Origin of the sequence: Candidatus Scalindua japonica, from assembly GCF_002443295.1 — a bacterium.
GTDB lineage: Bacteria > Planctomycetota > Brocadiia > Brocadiales > Scalinduaceae > Scalindua > Scalindua japonica.
In genome coordinates this window covers 1-26007 of the sequence record NZ_BAOS01000029.1, presented here as the reverse complement: position 1 = coordinate 26007, position 26007 = coordinate 1, and the positions used below count along the sequence as shown (strand labels likewise).

Here is a 26007-nt window from a genome sequence, read left to right as displayed (position 1 = left end):
CTGCCAAAAGATTTAGGATATAGCGGAAAGCATTTTAGTTTAACACAAATACAGTAGATGTCAAAAACTTTTTTTAATAATATAAAAAAAATATCAATCCTCACAATAACAGAACAAAAGACGCATAATGATTGATAATTATAGAATCTACCTTGCCTGCTTTAAATAAGAGCGGGCGGCGGGAATCGAACCCGCATGGCTAGCTTGGAAGGCTAGGGCTTTACCATTAAGCTACGCCCGCTTATCCAGCCTGAACTATCGCTTACAATTAGGTATGCAGAAACAAAATGATCCATGTTCCTGTATTTTTCCTTTGAATTGGGACACCCCAGTGATGATTTCTTGAAAACAAAAAACAACTTTAGAGCCAACATTTAAAACATTTGCCCACAACCAGCACTTTACTATCACACCAAAAGATCAGATAAACCTAATAAAAAATGGGGAGAGGAGGATTCGAACCTCCGAAGGCTATGCCAACAGATTTACAGTCTGTCCCCTTTGGCCACTCGGGTACCTCCCCACAATATTCAGATAAACCCCAAACTCAAGAATTTATTCTATGCAGAATAAGTATGAGCTAGCGGTGGGATTCGAACCCGCAACCTGCTGATTACAAATCAGCTGCTCTGCCGTTGAGCTACGCTAGCCACGAAGCCTTTGAATGTTATCAGAATATTTTATTTTTTCAAGATAAAACTACATAATTTATTATTAAATTATACGACAGGACTGCTCTAAATAGCCCTTATAATTCCTGGTTACTTCACCGAGACTATCACCGCCAAATTTTTCCATGAAACACCTGGCTATTTCAAAAGCTACAACAGACTCGCCAACAACAGAAACAGCAGGCACTGCACAAACATCAGAACGCTCAGTTGATGCATCTACCGGCTTCTTTGTAACAATATCCACAGACCTCAATGGCTTCATGAGGGTTGGAATGGGCTTCATCGCAGCTCTTGCGATTAAAACCTCACCATTCGTAATGCCACCTTCGATTCCACCGGCATTATTAGTTGTCCGGTTAAAAACACCTTCTTCTTCGCAATAAAATATCTCATCATGCACCTGAGAACCAAATTTTTTAGAAAAACCAAACCCAAGGCCGATTTCTACTCCTTTTATCGCCTGTATAGACATCAAAGCACCAGCCAGGACCCCATCTAATCGCAGATTCCATTGTACGTGGCTCCCCAGTCCAGCTGGAACCCCAAAAGCAATTATTTCTATAACACCCCCAAGAGAATCGCCATCCGCCTTTGCCTTCTTGATTTTTTCAATCATTTTCGATTCAGCCGCTTTATCCAGGCAATAGACCTTACTTTTATTCCTAGCCTTATATATTTCTTCCGGGTTTTTAATTGTTTTTTTGGAATTTATACCACCGATACTTTTGACATAGCCCAAAACATTGATTTCAAAATTAGCGAGCAATATTTTTGCTAAAGACCCCGCAGCAACTCTAGCTGCAGTTTCTCTAGCGCTTGCCCTTTCAAGGATATTCCTAACATCCCTGTGGCCAAACTTAATAGCCCCCGGCAAATCGGCATGCCCCGGCCTTGGCCTTGTAACATCTGGCAATTTATCTATTTTGTAATCTTTATTCTCTATTTTAAAACAAATAGGGCTTCCAATAGTTATATTTTTCCTTATTCCAGACAAAACGGACACACAGTCACTTTCAATCTTCATCCTTCCGCCTCTACCGTAACCGCCCTGGCGCCTTCTCAAATCCTGATTTATAGCGGATTCATCCAAACGGACCCCCGCAGGAAATCCATTTACTATCACAACCAGACACTTCCCATGCGATTCACCAGCTGTAGTAAAAGTCAGCATTAAAAACCCTAAAAACCTTTTAAATATTAGATAATTCGGCTATTCTATATTTAAATATAACTTCTTCAAGCTTTTTTTAAATATCACTTTGTTTCAGCACAAAACAGAAGTGGACTGCGACCGCATACACGGATTTTTAATTGCTAATACCCATACGCTTATGATAGTATTTTTCAAACACACAAATTATTGAATTAATTAAAATGTACAAATTATTTGTAAGCCTGAGATATCTTCGAAGAAAGAAAATTACCTTTTTTGCGGTTGCTGGTGTTGCCGTAGGAGTGATGACTTTAGTAGTAGTATTATCTGTAATGAGCGGTTTTGATAAAGAATTACGCTCAAAAATAAGAGGTACTTTAGCACATCTTATTGTTCAAAAAAGAGGTATCTACGGCTTAGACAATTACAAAGAGGTCCTTAAAAAAGTAGAGTCTCTTGAACATGTTAATGCGTGTGCCCCGTATATTGAAGGACCCGCATTACTCAACGTAAGAGGCGCAAAGGAATTCACCTATTTTAAAGGAATAGACCCTGTTGCGGAAGCAAAAGTAGGAGATTTTGAAAACTACATAAAACAGTTTGGCAACAAACCTCAAGACTTACTAGCTGTTCATGGAGAGAGAGAAACTCCCAGTGCTTTTGGTGGCATTGAACTACTTCGTATCAGAGAAGGCGATCCTGAAACCAACCCTGAAAGCTTCGTACCGAATGGAGAAAAAATTGTATTAGTATCAATAAAGGGGTGGGATAAGATCAACGTTAAACCGTTTATTCTTTCGGGAAAATTTAAATCCGGCATGTATGACGTTGACAAAAACTATGTTTATATTCCACTAGAAATCGCACAGGACTTAGCCGGGACAAAGGACTCCGCTACAGGAATAAGTGTCAGACTGGATGATTATAAAAATGCACCGATAGTGCGAGAACAGCTTCAAAGGGAACTTGGACCTGGTTATTACATTCAGACATGGGAAGAAGTACGTGGTACTTTCCTGAAAGCTGTCGCTCTTGAAAAACGTGTTATGGCTTTTATCCTGTTTTTTATTATTATCGTAGCAGGGTTCAACATACTCGCAATCTTAACAATGATCGTATTTGAAAAATCAAAAGATATTGGTATCCTTAAAGCGTTAGGAGCAACAACCAAAGGCATAATGCTTATTTTCCTTATGAATGGCCTGTTTATTGGCCTCTTCGGCTCTGCAATAGGGACAGGGGTTGGACTTGCGTTTATAAATAGAATTAATTGGATCGAGAAAACAGTATACAATCTTTCTGGCTGGAGACCATTTCCGCCTGAAGTTTATTATTTTAACGAAATACCAACCGTTGTTGACATCAAGAGTATAGTTATTATTATCTCCTTCTCTGTTGCATGCGGTGTTTTATTCAGCATATATCCGGCACTGAAAGCCGCACGTTTAGACCCGATCGAGACACTTAGGTATGAGTAGTATAATGAGGCCTGACCACACCTGTTCTTCTCCCTCCTGACTAGCCTTTATTAAACCGAAAAACATCTACTGAAATCACAATAAAAGTATAAGGCTATATTATAAAGCCACTTAAGTTAAACCATCCGTATTATTAACTTCTGGCAAATTCAAAAAGTTTGACTTGCAAGTATACGGATGATAGTATGAGTTGAACTAGAAATTTTCTCAATTTGTTTTGCACTCAGGCTTTTATGCTTAAATGAGGATGCAATCAGCATAAAGCTTTCTATATAGAACAGAAAAGAGGTAACACCGCATTGATTAACTACTATCAAGTTTTACATGTACGGGAGGGTTCAGATAGAGATGAAATCAAAAACTCATTTAGAAAACTTGTAAAGAAATACCATCCGGACAAAAACAAGACAAACGGTTTCTCTTCGGAAGATAAAATCAAATTACTGATCAAAGCTTATAAAACCCTGACCGACTCGGAGAAAAGAGTCCATTACGATAATCTCCTGCAAAATGAAAATATTAGAGATTTTTACTACAATGAAAGAGTTGAAGTAGAAAGAGAGAAGAACAAATATGATTTGAAGGCCCAGGCAAAAATTGTCTTAAATGACCTCCTAAATAAAAATGGACACCAGGCAGTCAGAAACTATGAACGTTTAAAAGAAGAAAACAAAAACTTTAAACTACTGAATTTTTTAGATATAAAGGATTATCTTGATTGCAAATTTCTCCTTGCTGAAGAGTACGAAGAACAGGGGAATTATGAGATGGCCTTTGAGTTGTATGAGTATGTTTATCAGAATGAAGATGGCAATCCCGCACGTAAGCTTTTACTGGAGGAAATCAAAGACAGGATTATTCGCCTGTCTTGTAAAAAGCTCGCTAAACTTGTACCGCCGGATAAGGCAATAACTTACCTGACAAGAGTTATAAATTTGAAAGTAAGTAAAAACGAAAAAGCCTTCGTATACAAAAAAATTGCTGATATTTATGCAACTTCAGGTGAATGGGATAATGCATTGACAAGTTTCAATACGGCAATGTCATTTTGCCCAAATCTAAAAGGCACTCAAACGTTAAAAAATAAACTAAATAAACATTTTTCGCAAGAACACTATTTCATTTAATTTTTACTACTACAGAAAATAATGGCATCTCACAATACGGTTTTATTAAAAACAGACATACCTTACTTAAAGCTGCACAATAAAGGGAAGGTTAGAGAAATATTTGAGATTGATAATAATCTCTTGCTTGTAGCAACTGATAGAATTTCAGCCTTTGACTATATCCTGCCAAATGGTATTCCAAATAAAGGCAAGGTCCTTACACTCATGTCAGAGTTCTGGTTCAACTTTACAAGAGAGTTAACGGAAAATCACTTAATCACAACTTCAATAGACGAAATTGATAAAATAATCAAGGAGGACATGGAGATGCTTAGAGGGCGCTCCATGCTCGTAAAGAAAGTTGAAGTGATTCCCATTGAATGTATAGTTAGAGGCTATCTTGCCGGTTCCGGCTGGAAGGAGTATAAAGAGAACGGAACTGTCTGCAAGATGAAACTACCTGACAACTTGAAAGAGAGTGACAAGTTGCCTGAACCTATCTTTACACCATCAACAAAAGCAGAATCCGGGCACGACGAAAATATCTCTTTCGAAGAAGCCGTTAAGATTGCGGGCAGAGAACTCTCAGAAGAAGTAAGACAAAAAAGTATTGCGATATACAAAAAAGCAAGTGAATATGCCCTGACAAAAGGAATAATAATCAGTGATACTAAATTTGAATGGGGCAAATATGAAGATAAAATAATCCTGATCGATGAAGTCTTGACTCCAGACTCTTCACGTTTCTGGCCACTTGAAAGCTATTCGCCCGGAAAACCACAACCATCTTTTGATAAACAATTTGTCAGAGACCATCTGGAACAATCAGGATGGGACAAACAATCCTCACCACCTTCACTCCCCGAAGAGGTAATCCGGATTACATCCGAAAAATATCTTGAGGCATATGCAAAACTCACTGGAGAAAAGATACCAGAATAACTTCACACACAAGAATAACATTTTGAATAAACTACCCCCCTATTACAGAGAAATGATCTCATGGGAGCTTATTCATTTTTATCTGCATTTCTCTACACCAACCCTTTTGCAATATTTGAATATCTTACATTTGCTGCACCAAGGTGAAATCGGCACACAGAGATTCTGGCCGTATGTTACCAAGAGATCATTGTAGATTAGCCAGTATTTTTGGGGCAATGTCTTTCTTAGAGCGAATTCTGTCTGTTCCGGGGTTTTTGTTTTTACCAGGCCAAGTCTGTTCGAAATCCTGTGTACATGCGTATCTACACATATCCCCAATTTACCATAACCCAAAGTAACCACAAGGTTTGCGGTTTTTCTACCAACACCATTCAGTTTTAAGAGTTCATCAATTTCATCAGGAACTACACCTCCATAATCATCAAGCAAGACCTTACATATCTCTTTTATTCTCTTTGCTTTCGTTTTATAAAACCCGACAGGATAAATAGCCTTTTCAATACTCTTTATACTTAAATCAAGCATCTTTTCAGGATTATCTGCAAGGCCAAACAGCCTGCTTGAGGCGTCACCAGTAACTTTATCTTTAGTCCTTAAACTGAGAAGACATGAAACAAGCACCGCAAATGGACCTTTTGTCATCGAAACTATCGTAACAATAGGAACAACATATTTTTTGTTTTCTCGTTTAAGAACAGACACTATGTCATCTATTTTTTCCAATGTTTCCTCCTCTCATAACAAGACACGGATTGACACAAACAGATATCGTACTATATATGTTCCGGCTCACCCAGGTAGTGAATTTTTCTTTCAAATGCAGTATTGTTTTAGTTCGTTGCAGTAATTTTACTGCATTTGCAATTTATTTGTTTATGAATAATCAAAATGCAAGAAAATAAAAAAACAGAGATAATGCATTGAATAATTATGACTTATACAAACACCTGTCTACTTTTTTAATAAATCTATTGAATCGGCATAATTTTTGTTGTATAAATATTTAGCCATGAAAGATCTACGATATTTTCAAAAAATGATGAACCAATTAAAAAATTATTCGCCTACGATTGTTAGTATAGGCAACCTCGCCTGTGGTTTTGGCGCAATTGTATTTATCATGAATAACGAGCAGGCTTACGCAGCATGGCTTGTTATCCTGGCCATGATATTCGACGGACTTGATGGTCAAGTTGCCCGATTAACAAAAACGACAATTACCTGGGGCGCTCACTTAGACACTCTTGCAGACATGATTACCTTCGGGTTTGTTCCAGCATTCCTGATCGGCAAACAGGGAGCTTTCGATGCGCCCATTGCTATCTGGTTTGTATGTTTCTTTTATACCTTGAGCGCAGCAATCAGGTTAGCAAAATTCGAATTTGAATCAGAAAAGAGTAACTCTTCCGGCAAAACACGAAGTAAATATTTTACGGGCCTGCCTTCTACACTTGCTGGCGGAACCGCTGCCTCACTGATTTTGCTAGATTCATATCTCAAAACCACACTTAACATTCAAGCTGTTTCTACATGCCTTCCATGTGTTATCTTTATCTTAGGAATGTTAATGTTGAGCAAGGTCCCGTACATAAGGATTATCGATCTTGTAGGTAGCAAACGCGATCCGGTTTCTTTATTAATCACATCTGTTCTTTTCTTCACGCTCCTTGTGTTCTTCATTCTTTACCCAAGTATTATGCTGGCACTCGGTTTTTGTGTATACATTCTTATCGGCCTCGGCAAACATGGCATACACAGGAGAAGAGCGATTCATATCACTTAAGCCAAATTTAAGAGATTAATTATAGCCGTATTTTCAGGTTTTACAATTCAGGATAACTCTCATTCACTTATCGGCTAACAGGAACACCTGCTTAAGAGAAAAACATCAACATTTGTACGCTAAACCCTAAACTACATTATTTCAACCTTTTTATTACCTTTTATAACCTTTCCTATAATAAATGAATCTTCTTTAATCAGTTTTAGCTTTTTCATTATAGAGGATACATAATGCTTTGATACAATTAACACCATTCCTATTCCCATGTTAAGAACATTGTACATCTCATCCTCATCTATTTTTCCCCGTTTCTGTATTTCTCCAAAAATCTCCGGAACAGGCCAAGTACATTTTTTGATCCGTACCGAGCACCCTTCCGGTAAAACACGGGGGATATTCTCTATCAAACCACCTCCAGTAATATGCGCCATACCCTTAACAACTTTTTTCGTTTGATAATGACGTAAAAGAGCCCTAATCGACTTAACATATATTCTGGTCGGTTTAAGAAGTTCATCGCCTATAGTCCCATCTATCGTTTTAATCTTACTATTTACATCCAGTTTTGCTTTTTCAAATAGAACTTTTCGCACCAAAGAAAAACCGTTACTATGAAGCCCGTTTGATCTCAAACCGATCACTATATCACCTGCAACTATACCCTTCCCATTTATAATCTTATTTTTTTCTACAACTCCGACTGCGAATCCAGCTAAATCGTACTCGCCATCATGGTAAAACCCTGGCATTTCCGGTGTTTCGCCTCCCAGGAGAGCACATTCCGCTTCACAACATCCATAAGAAATACCGTGAAGGACATCCTTCATTTTACCGGGAATCATCCTGCTACTGGCCATATAATCTAAAAAAAAGAGAGGTTCAGCTCCCAGCACCAAAATATCATTAACACACATAGCAACCAAATCTATGCCTATCGTATCGTGCCGATCCATCATAAAGGCAATTTTCAGTTTCGTCCCTACACCATCTGTAGACGCTACTAACACGGGTTGTTTGTAATTTTTTGAGAACAGTTTCGAGTTATGATTTAACGAAAACAGGCCGGCAAAACCACCTGGATTTTCTATAACCCTCGGGCCAAAAGTCCTGTGTAACTGCCCATAAATCTCAGAGGTAAACTTACCCTTAGCTTTAATATCGACTCCCGCATCTTTATAACTATATCCTGCCATTTCTATACCGTAATTTTATTTTTTGGTCTTTTTTTACGTATTTTCTTAGCAATTTTTTTATCAGTCACAGGATAGTTTCCGGAAAAACATGCTGTACAATAATGATTACGCGGAGAAGCCGCACAACCCAACATCCCTTCCTGGCTCAGATAACCCAAACTATCCGCTTTTAAAAAATCAATTATTTCTTCAATTGTGTGGTTGGCAGCAATAAGTTCATCCTTGCTCTGAAAATCAATTCCGTAGTAACAGGGGAAACGATGTGGAGGACAGCTGATCCTCAAATGCACCTCAGTAGCACCCGCCTTCCGCAAAAGCTTAATCCTCGACTTTGATGTAGTCCCACGTACAATAGAGTCATCTACCACTACAACCCTTTTGCCTCTAACAACTTCCGCAACCGCATTAAGTTTAAGCTCAACCTTCTTATGCCGGTTTCCCTGCTCAGGTTGTATAAATGTCCTTCCAACATAGTGATTCCTTATGAACCCACGATCCAGTGGTATACCCGACTCTTCCGAAAAACCCATTGCGGCTGAATTTCCCCCCTCTGGCACAGCAATCACAACATCAGCATCCACAGGAAACTCTTTTGCAAGTTTTACCCCAAGCTGTTTCCGGAATAAGTGGACGTTTTCTCCAAAAACATTACTATCAGGACGGGCAAAATAGATTAACTCAAATATACAATACGCCGGACGAATTCGCCTTGGTGAACAAAATATTTCACTTTTAATACCATCCTTGTTAATATAAACCACTTCTCCGGGTTTAACATCTCTTATAAATTCAGCACCAATCTGGTTCAGAGCGCAGGTTTCAGAAGACAAGACATAACTACCGTTCAGTTTTCCTATTGAAAGGGGTCGAAAGCCGTTTGGGTCACGTACTCCTACCATTTCATCTTTTGTCAGGAACAGGAGAGAAAAGGCGCCTCTTAAATGATTTAATACATGAGAAAGATTTGGTTTTTCCAAATGACTTGGTTTCGCCATTAAATGAACAATAACTTCTGTATCAGAAGTTGTGTGAAAGATTGAACCATGCAGTTCGTAATCATATCTCAGCTTACCGGCACCCAGCAGTTGACCATTGTGCGCAATAGCAACTTCACCCTTGGCATACAATACTACCATTGGCTGCACATTGTCGATACTATCACTTGATCCAAATGTAGAATAACGAACATGACCAATGGCATGTGGGTTTTTTATTTTTTGTAAACTCTCAGGCGAGAAAACATCACTTACCAACCCAAAGTTTTTATGATAAATTACGTGCTTACCATCAGTAGACGCAATGCCAGCACTCTCTTCACCACGATGTTGTAAAGAATAAAGGCCATAATAAACCTTCTCTGCTGCATCATCGCAATCAAAAATCCCAAATAAACCACAATATTCTCGTGCTTTTGCCAAGGTAAATCTCTTCTTGAGAAGGCTAATAGTTATTCAAAGTGGATTATAGCAAGACAACATAACGTGTCAAATCAAATTAGATAAAACTTGAAGTGCATGGACTATTATGTTAAGAATCTTACTTCTTTCCCTTAGAATGGAACATTGTAGAATCCAATAATATATGACTACAAAGAGAGACTTTCTTCACAAAACCAGGCTATATGTATTAATAAGCAGTAATATTGCGGCAAAACCGATTAAAGAAACTGTAAGACTTGTCATAGATGGTGGAGCGGATGCCATTCAATTGCGTGAAAAGATAGTATCTGATAGTGATTTCATATCTCTTGCCCGAGAAGTACGTGAAATCACTGCTAAAAGCGGGACTTTATTGATTATCAATGACCGCGTACATGTTGCCAGGGAAATTGATGCAGATGGTGTTCATTTAGGCCAACAGGATATGAGTGTCTCAGAAGCACGAGACATTATTGGCCATGAAAAAATTATCGGAGTATCTACACATAGCATTATACAAGCAATGCAAGCACAAAAAGATGGCGCAGATTATATTGCAATTGGCCCGATCTATCCAACTAAGACAAAAGAGTATGAACCATCAATAGGAATTGACGCTATTCCAAAAATCTCGGGAGCAGTAAATATCCCAATTATTGCCATAGGTGCCATAACCCTGGAGAACCTCAATGAAGTACTAAAAGCCGGAGCACCAAGAGTAGCAATTTGTTCTGCAATTATATGTGCACAAGATATCCTTTCAACTACAAAGCAATTTAATAATAAATTAACAACTGAAGAGAGTTAATTTATATGCTATGCAAAAAAAAGAAAGTTTCCTAAAATCTGCGAAGACAGTCAGCCTATGCACACTGATGAGTAGGGCATTGGGACTGGCACGAGACATAATATGCGCAAGCTATTTCGGCACCAGTCTGGCCTGGGACGCCTTTGTAGTGGCCTTCAAGATACCGAATCTCTTCAGGCGGCTTTTTGGTGAAGGTGCATTGAGTGCCGCCTTTATTCCCGTATTTACAGAATATCTTGAAACCAAAGACAGAAAAGATGCATGGGAACTAGTAAATATAACAGGAACATTGCTGTTTATAATCCTTGGAAGCCTGGTTGTACTGGCAGAGATATCATTCTCCGTTGTACCCTCAGTCGTATCCCTGAATCACAAATGGGATTTAGTATTAAATCTGCTGCTTATAACCTTCCCATACGTACTTTTTATTTGTATGGTTGCGCTTGCAATGGCAGTCCTGAATTCGCTCAAACACTTCCTTACGCCTGCTCTTGCTCCTGTCATGCTGAACATCTGCTGGATAATGGGGGTATTCTTACTTACTCCCATTTTCGGAAATACATTGGAGAAAAAGATTTTTGGGCTTGCGGCAGCAATTCTCATCGGAGGTATGGTCCAATTGGCAATGCAGATACCTGTTTTAAAAAAAGAGGGAATAACTTTCAAACCTTCATTCAGCTTTTCACATCCAGGCCTCAAACGTATCATGGCACTGATGCTTCCCATTATATTCGGCCTGGCAGTTGTCCAGATCAATGTACTCATGGACAGTTTTATTGCAATTGCATTTGCGAAACATCCTGGAGGTAATGAGAGTTTCTCTTTTGCGGGAATGACAATACCATATCCGCTGGAAACAGGCGCTGCGTCAGTGTTATATTATGGTGACAGGTTGATTCAATTTCCCCTGGGCGTCTTTGGAATTGCAATGGCAACTGCAGTATTTCCGTTCTTTTCTACATATGCCGCCCGAAAAGATTGGACAAATTTCACCAACACATTTAATCAGGCGGTAAGGGTTGTATTATTTATTGGAATACCAGCATCTGCAGGCTTAATATTATTACGAAGGCCGCTTGTTGAGTTATTTTACGAAAGAAACGCTTTTACGGCAGAATCAACCTTTAGAACCGCTACAGTTATACTCTTCTACTCTATTGGCGTATGGGCATACTCAGCCTCTCACGTAATTATAAGGGCTTTCTACTCTATTCAGGACACAAAAACACCGGTAAAAGTCGGCGCGAGTATGGTGAGCCTGAACCTCGTTCTCAATCTAACTCTAATCTGGTTTCTTCATGAAGGTGGACTTGCACTGGCAACAGCAATCAGCGCAACAATTCAGATAATAATCATGTTTATCCTGCTCCATAAGAAACTCAATATTACCGGACACAAACAGATCATCACATCAGCTTTCAAGACATTAATTGCAACCTTTCTGATGTACGTCACATGTTGGATAATGCTGAAGGCAATGCCAGACAGTAATGGCAAACTTATGATAAAACTCATGCGGCTCCTTATTCCATTAGCTTCTGCGCTCATAACATTTTTTACCGTATCACTTCTACTTAAATCAGAAGAATTAAGGTATCTCTACGCTTCGTTCAGGAGAAAAAAAGAATAGTACGGTTGAAGACAGGGTCAAATAAGCTTGTCCATGGCACTCTCACAAGAACCCTGCCCATATCTGAATATTTTTATTCTTCTTTTTAGTAAGCTATTTGTATATAATCCTTATTACTATTTTTTGCAATTTAACGTATTAAATAATCAGGAAAATCTTATAAAAAATGGCCAGAGGTCTTTCAAAATCTCCAACGAGTAACAAATTATCTGTAACTTTTTTCCTTTTACTCATGGGGTTTGCATTTTACATCTCATGTGTAGGCTTTCACGAAAGGACAAATTTTACCACCGGATACACCGTGCGTCATTACTGTGGTGATGAAGAAGAATCTGAGAATAAAGAAAATTACGAGTACGACGAGACTCTTTTACAGGAGGGATTTTACTTCCCTAAATCGTATAGAGAACTCCTGGATATAACTCATGTACACGCGTTTACAATTCCACTGATCATATTCGTAATGTCTCGCATACTTTCCATGACACAGATACGTGACTGGATAAAAATAACGATTTATGGCACTGCCTTCACAGGAATAATAATGAACCTTTCAGGCCCATTGCTGGTAAGATTCACATCAGACGTGTTTTCAATATCCATAATTGCATCATATTTTCTTCTCGGTATTTGCTTTGTTGCATTTATATCTATACCAATGTATGAAATGTGGCTTAAGCCAAAAGAAATAAATATGTGATATCTAATAAACATGGAGTAAATTATCGAAATCCTTGATCTTTCCGCCCTGCTCTTAAGCCTGGCAGCGATTTTCAGTTATCTAAATTTCCGATTTATCAAGTTACCGACTACTATCGGGATAATGCTGATCGCAATGTTTATCTCTGTGAGCCTGGTAATACTGGGCCATTGTGGCTTTGAAGGCATTCAGAACAGAGCAACGGTAACTCTGGAAGGAATCGATTTCAACAAAACCCTGATGCACGGCATGCTAAGCTTCCTCCTGTTCTCCGGGGCCTTACATGTAAATCTAGACGACCTGGCCAAACACAAATGGATCATCAGCACACTGGCAACATTCGGTGTGATATTTAGCACTTTAATCGTGGGCGGTTCTGCCTGGGTTGTTTTCTTAATAGTTGGCATCAAATTACCATTTATTTACTGCTTGTTATTTGGAAGTCTTATAGCACCAACTGATCCAATAGCTGTAATTGGAATTCTTAATAAAGCGGGAGTACCTAAGAGCCTTGAGACTAAAATTACTGGTGAAAGTCTTTTTAATGATGGTGTCGCCGTTGTTGTGTTTCTGGTTATTACTGGTATTGCCGCAGGGGGTCATGACGTCACAGCCGAACACATAATGTTCCTGTTTATTGAAGAAGCAATAGGTGGGATATTTTTCGGACTCCTCATTGGCTGGCTGACTTACCTGATGCTGAAGAGTTTAGACAATTATCAGGTTGAAGTACTTCTGACTTTAGCACTGGTCATGGGCGGTTACTCTCTCGCACGCGCCATTCACGTCTCCGGCCCGATTGCCATGGTAGTTGCCGGGATGTTTATCGGCAACAGAGGACGTCTTTTTGCCATGAGTGAAGAGACCAGGAAACACCTGGATTCCTTCTGGGAACTAATGGACGAAATATTAAATGCCGTCCTTTTTCTGCTAATTGGCCTGGAGGTATTAGTCCTTACTATTAAGGAAAGATATTTAATCGCCGGCCTCGCGATGATACCGGTTGTGCTGTTTGCGCGTTTCATTAGTGTCGGCATACCTGTCACCTTCATGCGACGTGTAAGGGATTTCAGCCCTGATGCCGTAAAAATCATGACATGGGGAGGTTTACGAGGAGGCATCTCAGTTGCACTTGCCCTTTCCATTCCAACTGGACCGGAAAGAGAAGCGCTATTAACCATCACTTACATTATTGTAGTATTTTCTATACTTGTGCAGGGCTTGACAATTGAACGACTGGCAACGTCAAGGAAATTTGAAAGTGCCTAGAGTTTGAATTGAGCTAAAGTTGTAATTCTTTTTTAACTTTTTCAAAAACTCTATTATTCATAAAATGAACAAGTTTATTGATCCAAAACTGTATGGTTTACCTCCTTCTACAAAATTAAAACAGACAGGTATCAATCAGTTTGACATTGTCATTCAACGTAAAAGTCGCATTATCATGAAAGACAGTGAAGGCATACTGGCAAAGGCAAACAAAATCACACATCATGTCACAGATGCAAAAGTAAGCTTAAAAACATCAGCCCCCGTCTGCAGCAAGACAAAGGTGTTTCTGGAAGAACACGGTATTACTGTTTCTACTTGCAGTTAAAGACACCCTCTTGTTCGAATTGGAGCCTTAAGGCTCTCTTAATTTGTGAGTTCCTCAAGAAATTTTTTCAGCAGCTCTTTTGGCAGACCAACCACATTTGAGAAACAACCCTTAATACTTTTAACAAACACCCCGCCGGACCCCTGTATTCCATACGCTCCTGCTTTATCCAGAGGCTCACCTGATGCAACATAATCATTTATCTCTTTTTCTGACACATCTTTAAACTTAACTTCCGTTTTATCGTATCCAACTAATTTTCTGTTTTTTTGTATATCAATGACCGCCAAACCGGAAATAACCGTATGATAATTACCACTCAGTTTCGTTAGCATTGCATTTGCATTATCAGGAGTTAATGGCTTTCCAAAAATTTCATTATTAAATACCACTATGGTATCACAACCGATTATGATTAAACCTTTATACTTTTCTCCTACTTCTTTTGCTTTACCAAGAGCATTATGACAGACCAGTACCTCCGGATCTAAACCACAAATTATTTCTTTATATTTCTCAGGATAGCAGACTATAAAATCCAACCCCATCTCTTTTAAAATTTGTTGCCTTCTCGGTGAGGAAGATGCAAGACATATATTTCTCATGTTCATAAATCAATTTTTTCAGTTTTTCTCGCCCCTTCAGGACTATAGTTATTTAACAAAACTATTTACTTGTAAAGAAGTAGTAATTTTATATTCAAACAACTGCGCTGGCAATGATGTTTTTTGTATTTGATCAAACACGTTTTTGTATCTTTACAACCTTTTAAGTAGACGGTATATTTGTAAAGCTTTTACTTTGCATTTTATGAAAATGAATTGAGGACAATGATGAATAAAAGTTTATTAACCAATTTAATAGCCGCTGCCGTGTGCGGGGGTACTTATGCATGCCCTGAGTTTACCGGTAAGCAGGCACTTTTTTTATCCGGTTTGTTCGCGCTTTCAGGTGCACTGACTAACTGGCTTGCAGTTCATATGTTATTTGAAAAGATTCCGGGGTTTTACGGTTCCGGCATAATCACATTGAGGTTTGAGGAATTTAAGGCAGGTATCCGTTCTTTAATTATGGAAAATTTTTTTACGGAAGAGAATTTTGCCAAAGTTTCTAAGGAAGCATTGCCTCATGAGATAGATCCGGATCTGGTTATGGGCAAGATAGACCTTGACAAGATGTTTGATGGTTTTATATCGGTAGTCAAAGCTTCTCCCTTTGGCGGCATGTTGGATATGTTTGGAGGGACAGAAGCTCTTGAACCTCTGAGAGACCCGTTTAAAAAAGAATTCGAAAAGCGGATATCCGGTATATTACAAAATATTGATATATCTTCAGTCCTACAGCGGGAAACGGATTTTAAGACATTCAAGTCCAAGATAGGAGATATGGTAGATACCAGGCTGGACGAACTGACACCAAAGCATGTAAAGAGTATTATTGAAGATATGATTCGCCAGCACCTTGGCTGGCTGGTCGTCTGGGGAGGAGTATTTGGAGCATTTATCGGTTTTCTCAGCACTTTATTATTGTGATGAAAAGGTGTTACTACCGGTAAATGCTATTGATTTATAACAATTCACTATCGATACTGGTTTAACTATTGTTTATTTCTTTGTTGTTTAGGTGTTTAAAGCCCCCCTATGCTTTTAAGGTAAAAATTAGGCATTCTTTTTGTGCTACTACCATATTCAAATTTTTGTAAAAAAAAATCAATTAAGAGTAGTAAAAAATATTACTCCTACAATTATATTTTAACTTATAAATACCAACATATAGGCAGGATGGTTAAGTGATGAATATTTTGATGATATTTCCGACCAAGCTTGATAAAAACAATAAGCCTGTCAAATACAAAAGGGCATTATTTCCACCTTTGTCATTGGCTATTTTAAATAGTCTAACGCCGGACAGGCACAAAGTTACTGTAGTTAATGATTTGGTAGAGGAAATCCCGTTTTCAAGTAATTATGATTTGGTTGCAATTACCGCTCTTACTAATCAAAGCTTAAGGGCTTATCAAATTGCACAGACGTTTCGAGAGATGGGTGTTAAGGTTATGATTGGAGGAATGCATGCGACAGTACTTCCACAGGAAGTTTTACAACATTCAGATGCTGTGGTTGTGGGAGAAGCGGAAAATATATGGGCCAAAATCTTGCAAGATGTTGAAATGGGTAAGCTTCAGAAACTATATCAGGATACTGCCCCACCAGACCTACAAACATTGGTAATTCCCAAATGGAACAACATGAATATGAAAATCTATGGACAGGGAGGGAAACCCGTAGTACCTCTATTTACAACACGAGGTTGTCCATATGGATGCAAGTTCTGCTCCGTCACAAAATATTTTGGAAAAACTTTCAGGTTAAAACCAATTTCTAATGTATTAGCAGAAATTGAAGCTGCTCCAAATAATTTTTTCTTTTTTGTTGATGATAATATTACGGTCAATCCAGATTACTGTAAGGAGCTATTCAAGGCTCTGAAGCCCTATAACATTCAATGGCTTTCACAGGTTAGCACAAGAATTTTGAAGAATCCGGAACTTATAGGATTGGCCGCTCACGCTGGATGTACGGGATTGTATATTGGCATAGAATCTATCAATCGTCGTAGCCTGAAATCAGCTCGCAAAGACTTCAACAATGTTGATGATTATGAAGAACTTTTCAGACAACTCCGAGGGGCTGGAATTGTACCTATGGCTGCTATCATTATTGGCTTTGACGAAGACCCTCTTGATCAATTCCAGGTTACTTTAGAGTTTCTTGATAAAATCAAGGCGGGGCTAGCCCTTTTTTCTATTCTGACTCCTCTTCCAGGAACTGATACGTACGCTGAAATGGAAAAAGAGGGAAGGATATTGAACAATGATTGGTCACTGTATGATATGAGCAATGTTGTTTTTGAACCCAATGGGTATAGCCCAGAAGAACTGAGGCTGGTCTATTGGAAGTGTTATGAAAAATATTTTTCACTTGTCAACATTGCAATTCGTATATTCCGCAATGTCTCGATTTCCAAAAAACCAGTGGATGCTTTTTTGCTTAGCCTTATTTCTCAGCTGTATTCACGAAAAAAAGTTATGACGTTAGAGCATCCCTACTCAGGAGGAAGTGACAGAATTTTATAAGAATTTTACGTATAGAAGAAAAATTTACTCCTTATCTCATTGTATGAAAACCTGCCGGGTTGACAAACTATGCAGATGTTGAGTCCAGACACGCCTAAATTGGTATTTTTTAACAAAATCTATGTACGTTGGTTTTTCAAATAAATATCTTTACAATGAAACCTTCTAATTTTCCCACTGGATGTTTTTGGTATAACACGTTTATGGAAAATTTCAATTCTATCTGGTTTAAAGCCAAAACGTTTAAACACGCGATTGTTTATTTCATTTTCTAACTCATATTTACCTGCTTTTCTGGACAAATGAATTTCAACCCATATAATTATTCGCTCTGTTCCGATCTCATCATCTGTTACACCAAAACAGACAATACCTCCCTGTCGTAAGCCTTCCAGATCATTTAACTCGTTTTCAATATCATGAGCATAATAATTGACACCGCTACGAATTATTACATCACTTTTTCTTCCCGCAATATAGAGTTGTCCGTTGATCTTCCATCCAAGATCACCAGTCAGGTACCAGCCGTCTTTAGTAAATGTATATTCAGGGTTTTTTCCAACATATCCACTCATAAGACTATGGCCCTTAATAGCAATTTCACCAAGCTGGTTATCTGAAAGTAGCTTACCTGAATTATCCATAATTGCCACTAAGATACCCTGCAGGGGCTTTCCCATTGATACAAATTGATTTCGGTTTCCATTTCCGTTACTGCCTGGGTGGGGTTCTTCTATAAAAGCACACTCTTGTTTAAATATTGACACGGCAACAACATTTTCTGCTAACCCATAACACGGTTTCAATGACTCGGCCCTTAATCCTGCTTTTTTAAACTTATGGATAAAATCTTCCAAGGTTTTACTTTTGACAGGCTCCGAACCTACCAAACAATGTTGCAATGAACGAAGATCAATCGTTGAAAGAAGCTCTTCAGGAAACTTACGCGCGCATAAATTGTAAGCAAAATTTGGCCCGATGGTAACGGTAATTTTATATTTAGAAAGAAGCTGCACCCATATTTTCGGGTTCAAGATAAATCTCATTGGGGGGAAAAGTGTCACCTCGCACTTTGAATATACAGGTAATAACACTGTTCCTATTAACCCCATGTCATGGGACAATGGCAACCAGCCTAATGCTTTTGATTTATTATTTAAGTCCAAACATTCTTTGATACTTTCAACATTATTGGCAACAGCATTATGGGAAAGCCGGACGCCCTTTGGAGATGATGTACTTCCTGAAGTGTATTGAATCAGTGATACTTCATCGCTATTATTTATATAATTGTTATTTACCAATATTTTGTTTTTTTTGACCATCTGGTCACTTTGAATTACCGTCACCTTAACGTCCAGTTTACTTAACATCCGCTCACTTACATTACCGGCAATAATAAAACGGAGATTAGTCTGGTTTATTATTGTTCTTAATCTGAACAGGTAATAATCTAAATCATTTTTTCGAGTTGGAAGAGGAAGGGAAACGATAACACCATGCGCAAGCCATATACCATAGATTGACGAAATAGCACTGAGAGATGTTTCTAAAAATATTCCTACTCCCTCCCCGGAAGGCAATCTATATTTATTTGTCAATGTATTTGATACTCTGGCAGCTTCTCTATATAGCCACCCATAAGTAACTTCCTGAATGTTTGTGGAGGAGTTGTAAAAGCGAACCGCAAGGTCATCCGGATGACTCTGGGCAAGCTCATTAAATTGGTAGAGTAACTTGTTCTCAGTCTTCACTCTTTCCAACTTTTCTGCTCCGCAAGATATTCCCAAATCCTTTCAAGCCTTTCCTGGATTGTTGAGGGTATACGAAAACGTATTTGTCCATCATTTCGTACAATAACCTGCTTCGTTTTGCCGGTTAATATTATATCATTACCGTTTTTTACAATATGATAATGGAATGTTAAGTATGGCAAGGGTTTCTCGGGTTTTAATAACGTTGTTTGAACGATAAGCAACTCGTCATCAAAAGCAGGGCTTTTATATTCACACGACAATTCAATTATTGGCGCCATAACCTTTTCTTTTAATAGGGCAGATACAGATAAATCAAATTTTCTAACAATATCCACGCGTCCAATCTCGAAATAAGAAGCGGCATGGCCATGCCAAAGCTGGCCATATCGGTCAATGTCTTTGAATTGAACACGAACAGGTGTTTCGTGGTAGCCCAGCATTGTATCCATTCAATTTAATCCTTATTCCTCAATCACATGAAAACTATCTAAAATTTCCTGAGAAACGTGAATAGACATCTCCCTACAGGTTTTCAGGTTTAGGCTAAATTTTTCAGCCGGATCTTCTCTAAACATTATCTTTTCAATTGGGATATTATCACGTAATAATTGTAAACTCATCGAACCAATCAGTTTTCCCACTCTTTCAAAATCACTGGAGAAATCCGCTACTCCTCCAGCTTTAACTATTGAAAAATTGTTTACCCAAAAAACTGGAATCCCATTTCTACGCGTATTATTTAGAACCAGATCGACTCCTCCTTTTAATAACGTAGTATCGTTAAACCCAATCAGGGCGGTTTTTTCAGGATTGATCTGACCAAGGCATGTTTCTAATTCATCCCGTGTAATATATGGACATTCGTAATATCGACAGCCTAAACTTTCTGACAGGAAATGTATGCTTTTATAACCGATATAGCTTGAATGCCCGGGAATCCAAAAACCTTTCTTTTGGGCGCGAAAGAGTTCATGATTTACCCGGACGTTAGGAGTATCAAACTCCGATAACAGATAAATTGGTATATAGATTTCCTCTAAATCAGGGAGTAATCTCTTTAATATTGAAAAATTTTTCAAGCTCCATATTAACGGCAGGTTTAATCTGACACCCGAAATGTTTTGCTTATCTATAATTTCCAATCCGTTATTTTCCGGGTGTGTTCCAAAATATAGCATTGGGATTGTTCTATTAATTGCTGCCAGACGGTAAACAGAATCATTACCCGCACATATAATTAATTGAACATTATCATTAACAAATTCTTGAAATAAAGTTTCTGTATCATTTATAGAGTCAGGCAATTCAATAAATTGAAAATCAAAATCGTTTAAACTATATCCATTTTTGATTAAGGTAGAAACAAACCCTTTAATCCATTTCTTACCGACAAAATCCGCATAAGCCACACTCCTCTGTTCTTCAAGATATGAACTGACAACCCTTATATTATTCATGTTTCTTTACACATAAAACTACTTTTCTCTATCAACGGTATTCTGAACATACTCAATGAAAGAAGAAATAGAAAAAGCACTGTTTTCCTTTTGTGATTCCCAGTCTACCCAGTCGTCAAGGTTTAACTCTTGATCGAATTCTGACTCAATTCGCAGGCCTAGCTCTATAAGTTTAAGCGAGTCAATGTCATAGTCAAAAAAAGATGCTTCTTCCGAAATCTTCGACTGCTCCAGATTTGGATTAACTTCTCGTAATACCCTGTAAATTTTATCGCATATTTCAGACTTGTCCAAATGTGCTTTCCTTTCTAATGACTGGCTGGAACTGTTCTTTTAATGATATATTAATTTTCCATACTCTATCCACTAAACGAGAGATGGAGCGGTTAATTTAAGATCAGGATAGGCAACCGTATAAGGCTTTTTCCTAAAACGGTTTTTTGATCCTGAGGGATAAACATAACGGCGAAAATCATCTGCTTTAATTGAATGTTCATCGTTTTCTCTCACCTTCTGTTCTCGTACTGCTTTTCGTAATATAAGCTCATTAAACTCTTTTTGCCTAATGGTAAAAGGCCCAAAGTGTTCAACAATTTCAGACTCCAATTCTGCTAACAAATTCTTTACACGCTCACTTGGCGCAAATTCCATACATGCCTTTAATAGTGACGAATAGGCGTTAACCCTCTGTCGAAAAAAACTAGCTTTGTCATTTTTCAAAAGTGTATGTTTGGATTTTTTACAGAATTTGTAACCGTTCATGTTAGTTTTCAACATACGCATTATTGAGGGCCCATTCACTTTATACATCTTGTCATAAACGTTTTCAATCCTATCCAGTAACTGTTCATAAGAAAAATTTTTTGGTTCAAATGTTTTGCCATATAAATGGAAGTTTTCCCAGGGATACGATCTTCCACTGTTTTGATTGTTTTTGTTTACCCAGGGCATACTTGTCTCGTCTGTCAAGATAGATATTTGTTGAAATGATGGATTAAGCGAGATGAGATAATCTTCATCATTTGCTATGTTATTTTGATCTTGAGTTTCAAGGCCACACATCCATGAGCCAATAGTCTTGATTCCAATCTCGTTCATGCCTTGAAACACTTTTTTCACATCGTATCCATTAAGCTTTTCCAGGTTAGCATAGAGTGATTCTACACCAATCCATACCGTATCCAAACCATTTAATAGTAACTCTTCAGGGTCAAATTTGCTGATGGCGTTGACAGTACCAAAAGTAAAATAATTGAGCCTCTTGAGACCAAATTTATTATCATCCCTAATCAGTCGTCCCAACTTTTTAACGTCTTCCTTATAATCCAGAAAATTCTCGCCATATATATTTACAGAGATCGTAAATGGATTTGTTTCCCAATACTTAACCATACCCTTGTAAAGTTGATCAACATTCATTACCGGGACATAGTTGCCTTTTGTATAAAAGCTTGTAATACAGAAAGGGCAACGATTTGTACAACCTAAACCGGCAAGCAAGGCTCCTATATTTCCTCGTGAACGAGCGGAAAGCCAGGGAATAGTGCTGCCTCCCTGCGGTAAACGGCAACAGACAGGTGCATCTGTTTTTTCTTTTAACAAGTTACGCATATACAAGATACCTTCTTCACGGCAAATATAATCATAAGTATCTTCAAACTCTTTTTCCACTTCGTCAACCATACAGACAACACCATAACCACCTATAACTATTTTTGATTCTGGAGAATATTCCCTGATAAGCTCAGACATCTCACGAAGTTTGTTTAAATCCCTGGTCATGAAAGTAATACAAACATAATCATAGTTCCCACTTTTCAACTCATTTATTAACCCATCCAAACTAGGCCATTCAAGAACAACCGAAGGGTTGTCTATGTTCTGTGCAAGAATATGTAATGGATAAGAGTGGGCATGTTCCTGAAGGGTAAAAATACCCTGGCCACGTGTGAGTCGATATGCCATCTGATCTGTCGCCGCCCATCTATCAAGCAGGGGTGTTGGATCGTATATAGTAGTAAATAATAAATTTTCTATCGGGCTTCTCCTGCTTGTAGAGATGATAATATTTTACGCTTACCTTGTACATTGATATTGATTATTAATAGTCAATTAGCAAGACTTTTCATTTCCTTTTTTAAAAGAAAAATTTCATTATTAAATCGTTCTGACATTAAACTCTCGAATAATTTTATTTGATGGTAACACGCTATAAGCCCAATCGTATAAGGCAATGCCCTGTAGTTTACAAAAGAGCAATAGAAAAGAGTCTTCCAGTACTCGTACTTGTAAGAGGAAAGAATGCCAGAAATAGCAAACATTTGTATAGCTCCTTTGAGAAAAAGGAACATCTTTTTCTTAGGCAACCTGGGGGCCTTCTGAAAAAATCCTAACATTGTCACTGAATTTCTCAACCTCCTGAAGAAATTGGCAGGGCTATACACTTTTTTAAATAAACTCATATACTCTTCCAGAATCTCTTCCCTTGGTCTAAGTGTTTCAAAGTTCAAGAAGTAATCCAGAACATCTCCATTCTCAGGAAAGACATCAAAATTTTTATGCAGACGTCCCTCCTTCTTTAGTCTCTCGGCAAGAGCTGTTTCCGGAATAGCCACTAAAAGTCTTATATAATTAAGAGGTGTATCTGATTTTTCTATACAATCCATAATCTCTACAAAAGCATCTTTATCGTCATTATCAAATCCTAAAACGTAATAAGGTATAACACTTATTCCGTTTTTATAAATTTCACGAATATTTTGAGGCATAGAGCGATTTACGTTAACCTTTTTGTACGAAGAGAGTAATGTCTTTCTATTGGGCGTTTCTATTCCAATATTTACGCTATTAAAACCGGCTTCACGCATCATTATAAGCAATTCCTTATCATCCGCAAGATTTATAGAAACATCTGTACTAAACAGGTAAGGCCTGCGTCTCGCATCCTGCCAATCTTTAAGTCCCAAAAGGATTTCCTTGGCATGTTGCTCATTTCCAATAAAATTGCTGTCTACCACGTGCATAACCCCCCTATATCCCAAATCATATATTTGTTGAAGCTCTAACAAAACCTGTTTAATACTTTTTGCCCGATGTCCAACTCCATTTAACATTGAGATATTGCAATATTCACATGAAAAAGGACAGCCTCTTGAAGTCTGAATGTTCAAATACAAGTATCTTTCAAATTCTAGAAGATCGAATCTTGGTGCGGGGCTCTTCTTCATATCTGCCTGTAGGTTAGAAGATTTGTAAATAGATTCTGGAGTAGAATAAAAATAATCTTTCAGGAATAAAGGCAGACTGACTTCCGCTTCTCCAAGGACTAAAGAATCGCAGTTTTCATATACATCCGGACGGGCAGTAGGATCAGGGCCACCAATTACGTGAAACTTATTGAGATCTTTAACTTGTTTAATTAGCGCAAGATGATCATCTTGCTGTGTCACCATTCCACTACTGAATACAATGTCTGACCATTCGATATCCGCAGTAGTAAGTGAACTGACATTACAATCAATAAGTCTCACATTCCAGTTATCAGGTAATAATGATGCTACGGTAATTAACCCAAGAGGAGGGGTTAGATAGCGAGCCCCAAACATCTTACAGGTTTTGTAGTGGTTGGAAAATGAAACAGGGGTATAAAGAGGATTAACTAATAAACTGTTTTTAATATCAGAATTCATGTAATATTTAGAAAGAATAACAATCCAAAAAGAAGTTTCTCATTTTCTCCCATTCTTGTCAAGTATATCTATGTTTAATATTTGAGTAAAAAATACCATATAGCCATAGAAATACCAAAGTAAAAATGAAGATTAATACGGAACAGGCAGATTCATTTTTACTTTAACTTTATGAAAAACCAATTTTAAGCGAATTGTATAGTTTGAAAGGGGAGTTGTGTCAACGCTAAACATGCAACACAGAATAATTCTCTCGAAAGTTTCGTAATAATACAAACATTACACTTATTAACCCGGCAATTAAATAGATTGACTATGCAGCATACGCAATTTTTGGATGTTTAAAGTATTTCCTTACTCTGCCCGGAGACTTTTGAAGTTTTCTCAGATGAGATATTGCCTTATTCTTGAGTTGCTCTTTTGTTCTTGCAGGCGTTTTGGAATGTACACCTGCTTTTAAATCACAATTTAAATACTCATCTGGATTTAACTCCGGGGAGTAAGAGGGTAAAAAGAAAACCTCTATTTGCTCTTTATGCTTTTGTCGCCAATTCCTTACAATGTGACTATGATGAACCTTTAAATTATCAAGAACCAGAAATATCTTTCTTGTTGAATCTTTGATAAGGCGTTTCATAAATTTTATAAGAGTACTAGAATTCATTTTATCCTTATATACCATAAATCTTACCTTGCCTTGATTCGTAACTGTAGAAATCAAATTCACCCGTTTGCACCTGGGGTGAAGGCGAATCGCGGGTGTTTGCCCTCGTGGTGCATAGCTTCTGCCGTGATAACTGTCATTACAAAGTCCCGTTTCATCTCCCCAGTGGATTTCTGCTTTTTCTTTTTTAGCTTTTTGTGCAATTGCAGGATACTCTTTATCCAGCCATTCATTAACGGCTTTAGAATTCTGCTTGTAAGCTCTGCGTAATGGCTTTTGAGGCGTAAAACCCCATCGTTTTAAATATTCACCTACAGTTCGTACCGGCATATCAAAGCAACAGAGTTGTTTGATTAACTGCTGAACTGCTTTACGAGTCCACAATGCAAAAGAAAATTTAAGCTGATCAGGACACTTCTCATAAATAATTTTCTGGATTTCTCTTTCTCGCTCCGGGGTCAATGTTCGGCAGTTACCCACTCGTCTACCCCTTCTCTTAATTTGAATAGCTTTAGCACCTTTACGCTGATAAGCTTTACACCATCTGGCAATAGTATTTAGATGAATACCGGTAATCTCTGATATTTCTCTGTAAGTTTTTCCAGACTTTCTGAGTCGAATTGATTGGTTACGTATCTGTTGCTGGGTTTCTGTTGAAAGTTTTCGTGCATCGATATTTTCCATGCAGCAATTATAACATATCCAGAGAAAATTTCAATGTATTTAATTGCCGGTTAATCTTGTCCAGTACATTACGAAAAAACTGCGCAATCCACTGGATAAATGCATAATGATCTTATGAGTACCCCTCAATGG

The 26007-nt window shown here is 38.0% G+C and carries 23 protein-coding genes and 3 tRNA genes; 11 read left to right on the top strand and 15 right to left on the bottom strand.

Features of this window, described 5'->3' with window-relative positions; genetic code table 11:
* Positions 1–170: 170 nt before the first annotated feature.
* The 4 genes from SCALIN_RS16865 to aroC all read right to left on the bottom strand — a co-directional run bounded on the left by SCALIN_RS16865 (position 171) and on the right by aroC (position 1845).
* Positions 171–241: transfer RNA gene (locus tag SCALIN_RS16865), tRNA-Gly, on the bottom strand.
* A 200-nt stretch (positions 242–441) separates the two neighbouring features.
* Positions 442–523, bottom strand: a tRNA-Tyr gene (locus SCALIN_RS16860).
* Positions 524–578: 55 nt separating this feature from the next.
* Positions 579–650 (bottom strand) — tRNA-Thr (locus SCALIN_RS16855).
* Between the two features lie 64 nt (positions 651–714).
* Complete coding sequence (gene aroC / locus SCALIN_RS16850; RefSeq protein ID WP_096895631.1) at positions 715–1845, bottom strand: chorismate synthase; 1131 nt, start codon at positions 1843–1845, stop codon at positions 715–717.
* A 203-nt stretch (positions 1846–2048) separates the two neighbouring features.
* Here aroC and SCALIN_RS16845 point away from each other — a divergent pair, with 203 nt between their 5' ends.
* From SCALIN_RS16845 to SCALIN_RS16835, 3 genes are all read left to right on the top strand, one after another.
* Complete coding sequence (locus SCALIN_RS16845) at positions 2049–3305, top strand: ABC transporter permease (RefSeq protein ID WP_096895630.1); 1257 nt, start codon at positions 2049–2051, stop codon at positions 3303–3305.
* A gap of 299 nt (positions 3306–3604) precedes the next feature.
* On the top strand, positions 3605–4432 hold the full coding sequence (locus SCALIN_RS16840; RefSeq protein ID WP_162532383.1) for a J domain-containing protein: 828 nt from the start codon (positions 3605–3607) through the stop codon (positions 4430–4432).
* Positions 4433–4453: 21 nt separating this feature from the next.
* Positions 4454–5356, top strand: a complete 903-nt coding sequence (locus tag SCALIN_RS16835; protein WP_096895628.1) for a phosphoribosylaminoimidazolesuccinocarboxamide synthase — start codon at positions 4454–4456, stop codon at positions 5354–5356.
* A gap of 78 nt (positions 5357–5434) precedes the next feature.
* Here the strand turns inward: SCALIN_RS16835 and SCALIN_RS16830 are convergent, their stop codons facing one another.
* Positions 5435–6082 carry an endonuclease III domain-containing protein gene (locus SCALIN_RS16830; protein ID WP_203415541.1) on the bottom strand — a complete coding sequence of 216 codons (648 nt, stop codon included), beginning with the start codon at positions 6080–6082 and terminating at the stop codon, positions 5435–5437.
* A 313-nt stretch (positions 6083–6395) separates the two neighbouring features.
* Here SCALIN_RS16830 and SCALIN_RS16825 point away from each other — a divergent pair, with 313 nt between their 5' ends.
* Positions 6396–7142, top strand: a complete 747-nt coding sequence (locus SCALIN_RS16825) for a CDP-alcohol phosphatidyltransferase family protein (protein WP_162532382.1) — start codon at positions 6396–6398, stop codon at positions 7140–7142.
* A 131-nt stretch (positions 7143–7273) separates the two neighbouring features.
* Here the strand turns inward: SCALIN_RS16825 and purM are convergent, their stop codons facing one another.
* Together purM and purF are read right to left on the bottom strand one after the other, a co-directional pair.
* Positions 7274–8341: a phosphoribosylformylglycinamidine cyclo-ligase gene (gene purM / locus SCALIN_RS16820; RefSeq protein ID WP_420885441.1), complete on the bottom strand. Its 1068-nt coding sequence runs from the start codon at positions 8339–8341 to the stop codon at positions 7274–7276.
* A complete protein-coding gene (gene purF / locus SCALIN_RS16815) occupies positions 8338–9753 on the bottom strand; it encodes an amidophosphoribosyltransferase (protein WP_096895625.1) in 1416 nt (471 codons plus the stop codon). Before purF ends, purM begins: the two co-directional genes overlap by 4 nt.
* Before the next feature lie 163 nt (positions 9754–9916).
* Here purF and thiE point away from each other — a divergent pair, with 163 nt between their 5' ends.
* The 5 genes from thiE to SCALIN_RS16790 all read left to right on the top strand — a co-directional run bounded on the left by thiE (position 9917) and on the right by SCALIN_RS16790 (position 14488).
* The gene (gene thiE / locus SCALIN_RS16810) at positions 9917–10561 is read left to right on the top strand and encodes a thiamine phosphate synthase (protein ID WP_096895624.1); all 645 of its coding nucleotides are present in this window, start codon (positions 9917–9919) and stop codon (positions 10559–10561) included.
* A 10-nt stretch (positions 10562–10571) separates the two neighbouring features.
* On the top strand, positions 10572–12191 hold the full coding sequence (gene murJ, locus SCALIN_RS16805) for a murein biosynthesis integral membrane protein MurJ (protein ID WP_096895623.1): 1620 nt from the start codon (positions 10572–10574) through the stop codon (positions 12189–12191).
* A 166-nt stretch (positions 12192–12357) separates the two neighbouring features.
* Complete coding sequence (locus SCALIN_RS16800; RefSeq protein ID WP_096895622.1) at positions 12358–12891, top strand: hypothetical protein; 534 nt, start codon at positions 12358–12360, stop codon at positions 12889–12891.
* A 21-nt stretch (positions 12892–12912) separates the two neighbouring features.
* Positions 12913–14160, top strand: coding sequence for a cation:proton antiporter domain-containing protein (locus tag SCALIN_RS16795; protein WP_203415548.1), 1248 nt, complete (start codon positions 12913–12915; stop codon positions 14158–14160).
* Positions 14161–14224: 64 nt separating this feature from the next.
* Entirely contained in the window at positions 14225–14488 is a 264-nt protein-coding gene (locus tag SCALIN_RS16790) for a hypothetical protein (protein ID WP_096895620.1), read from the top strand.
* 38 nt (positions 14489–14526) lie between these two features.
* Here the strand turns inward: SCALIN_RS16790 and SCALIN_RS16785 are convergent, their stop codons facing one another.
* Positions 14527–15093: a Maf family protein gene (locus SCALIN_RS16785; RefSeq protein WP_162532381.1), complete on the bottom strand. Its 567-nt coding sequence runs from the start codon at positions 15091–15093 to the stop codon at positions 14527–14529.
* 228 nt (positions 15094–15321) lie between these two features.
* Between SCALIN_RS16785 and SCALIN_RS16780 the strand changes: the two genes are divergently transcribed.
* Together SCALIN_RS16780 and SCALIN_RS16775 are read left to right on the top strand one after the other, a co-directional pair.
* A complete protein-coding gene (locus SCALIN_RS16780) occupies positions 15322–16020 on the top strand; it encodes a DUF445 domain-containing protein (protein WP_096895618.1) in 699 nt (232 codons plus the stop codon).
* Between the two features lie 260 nt (positions 16021–16280).
* Entirely contained in the window at positions 16281–17624 is a 1344-nt protein-coding gene (locus tag SCALIN_RS16775; RefSeq protein WP_096895617.1) for a B12-binding domain-containing radical SAM protein, read from the top strand.
* Between the two features lie 119 nt (positions 17625–17743).
* On the opposite strand, the gene SCALIN_RS16770 is transcribed toward SCALIN_RS16775, so the two are convergent.
* From SCALIN_RS16770 to SCALIN_RS16740, 7 genes are all read right to left on the bottom strand, one after another.
* A complete protein-coding gene (locus SCALIN_RS16770) occupies positions 17744–19378 on the bottom strand; it encodes an AMP-binding protein (RefSeq protein ID WP_162532379.1) in 1635 nt (544 codons plus the stop codon).
* Positions 19375–19830, bottom strand: a complete 456-nt coding sequence (locus SCALIN_RS16765; protein ID WP_096895615.1) for an acyl-CoA thioesterase — start codon at positions 19828–19830, stop codon at positions 19375–19377. Before SCALIN_RS16765 ends, SCALIN_RS16770 begins: the two co-directional genes overlap by 4 nt.
* 12 nt (positions 19831–19842) lie before the next feature.
* Entirely contained in the window at positions 19843–20838 is a 996-nt protein-coding gene (locus SCALIN_RS16760) for an ABC transporter substrate-binding protein (RefSeq protein ID WP_096895614.1), read from the bottom strand.
* An 18-nt stretch (positions 20839–20856) separates the two neighbouring features.
* Complete coding sequence (locus tag SCALIN_RS16755; protein ID WP_096895613.1) at positions 20857–21132, bottom strand: acyl carrier protein; 276 nt, start codon at positions 21130–21132, stop codon at positions 20857–20859.
* 72 nt (positions 21133–21204) lie between these two features.
* On the bottom strand, positions 21205–22803 hold the full coding sequence (locus SCALIN_RS16750; RefSeq protein ID WP_096895612.1) for a B12-binding domain-containing radical SAM protein: 1599 nt from the start codon (positions 22801–22803) through the stop codon (positions 21205–21207).
* A gap of 143 nt (positions 22804–22946) precedes the next feature.
* Complete coding sequence (locus SCALIN_RS16745) at positions 22947–24527, bottom strand: B12-binding domain-containing radical SAM protein (RefSeq protein WP_096895611.1); 1581 nt, start codon at positions 24525–24527, stop codon at positions 22947–22949.
* A 313-nt stretch (positions 24528–24840) separates the two neighbouring features.
* Positions 24841–25875 carry an IS630 family transposase gene (locus SCALIN_RS16740; RefSeq protein ID WP_096893873.1) on the bottom strand — a complete coding sequence of 345 codons (1035 nt, stop codon included), beginning with the start codon at positions 25873–25875 and terminating at the stop codon, positions 24841–24843.
* Between the last annotated feature and the right edge of the window lie 132 nt (positions 25876–26007).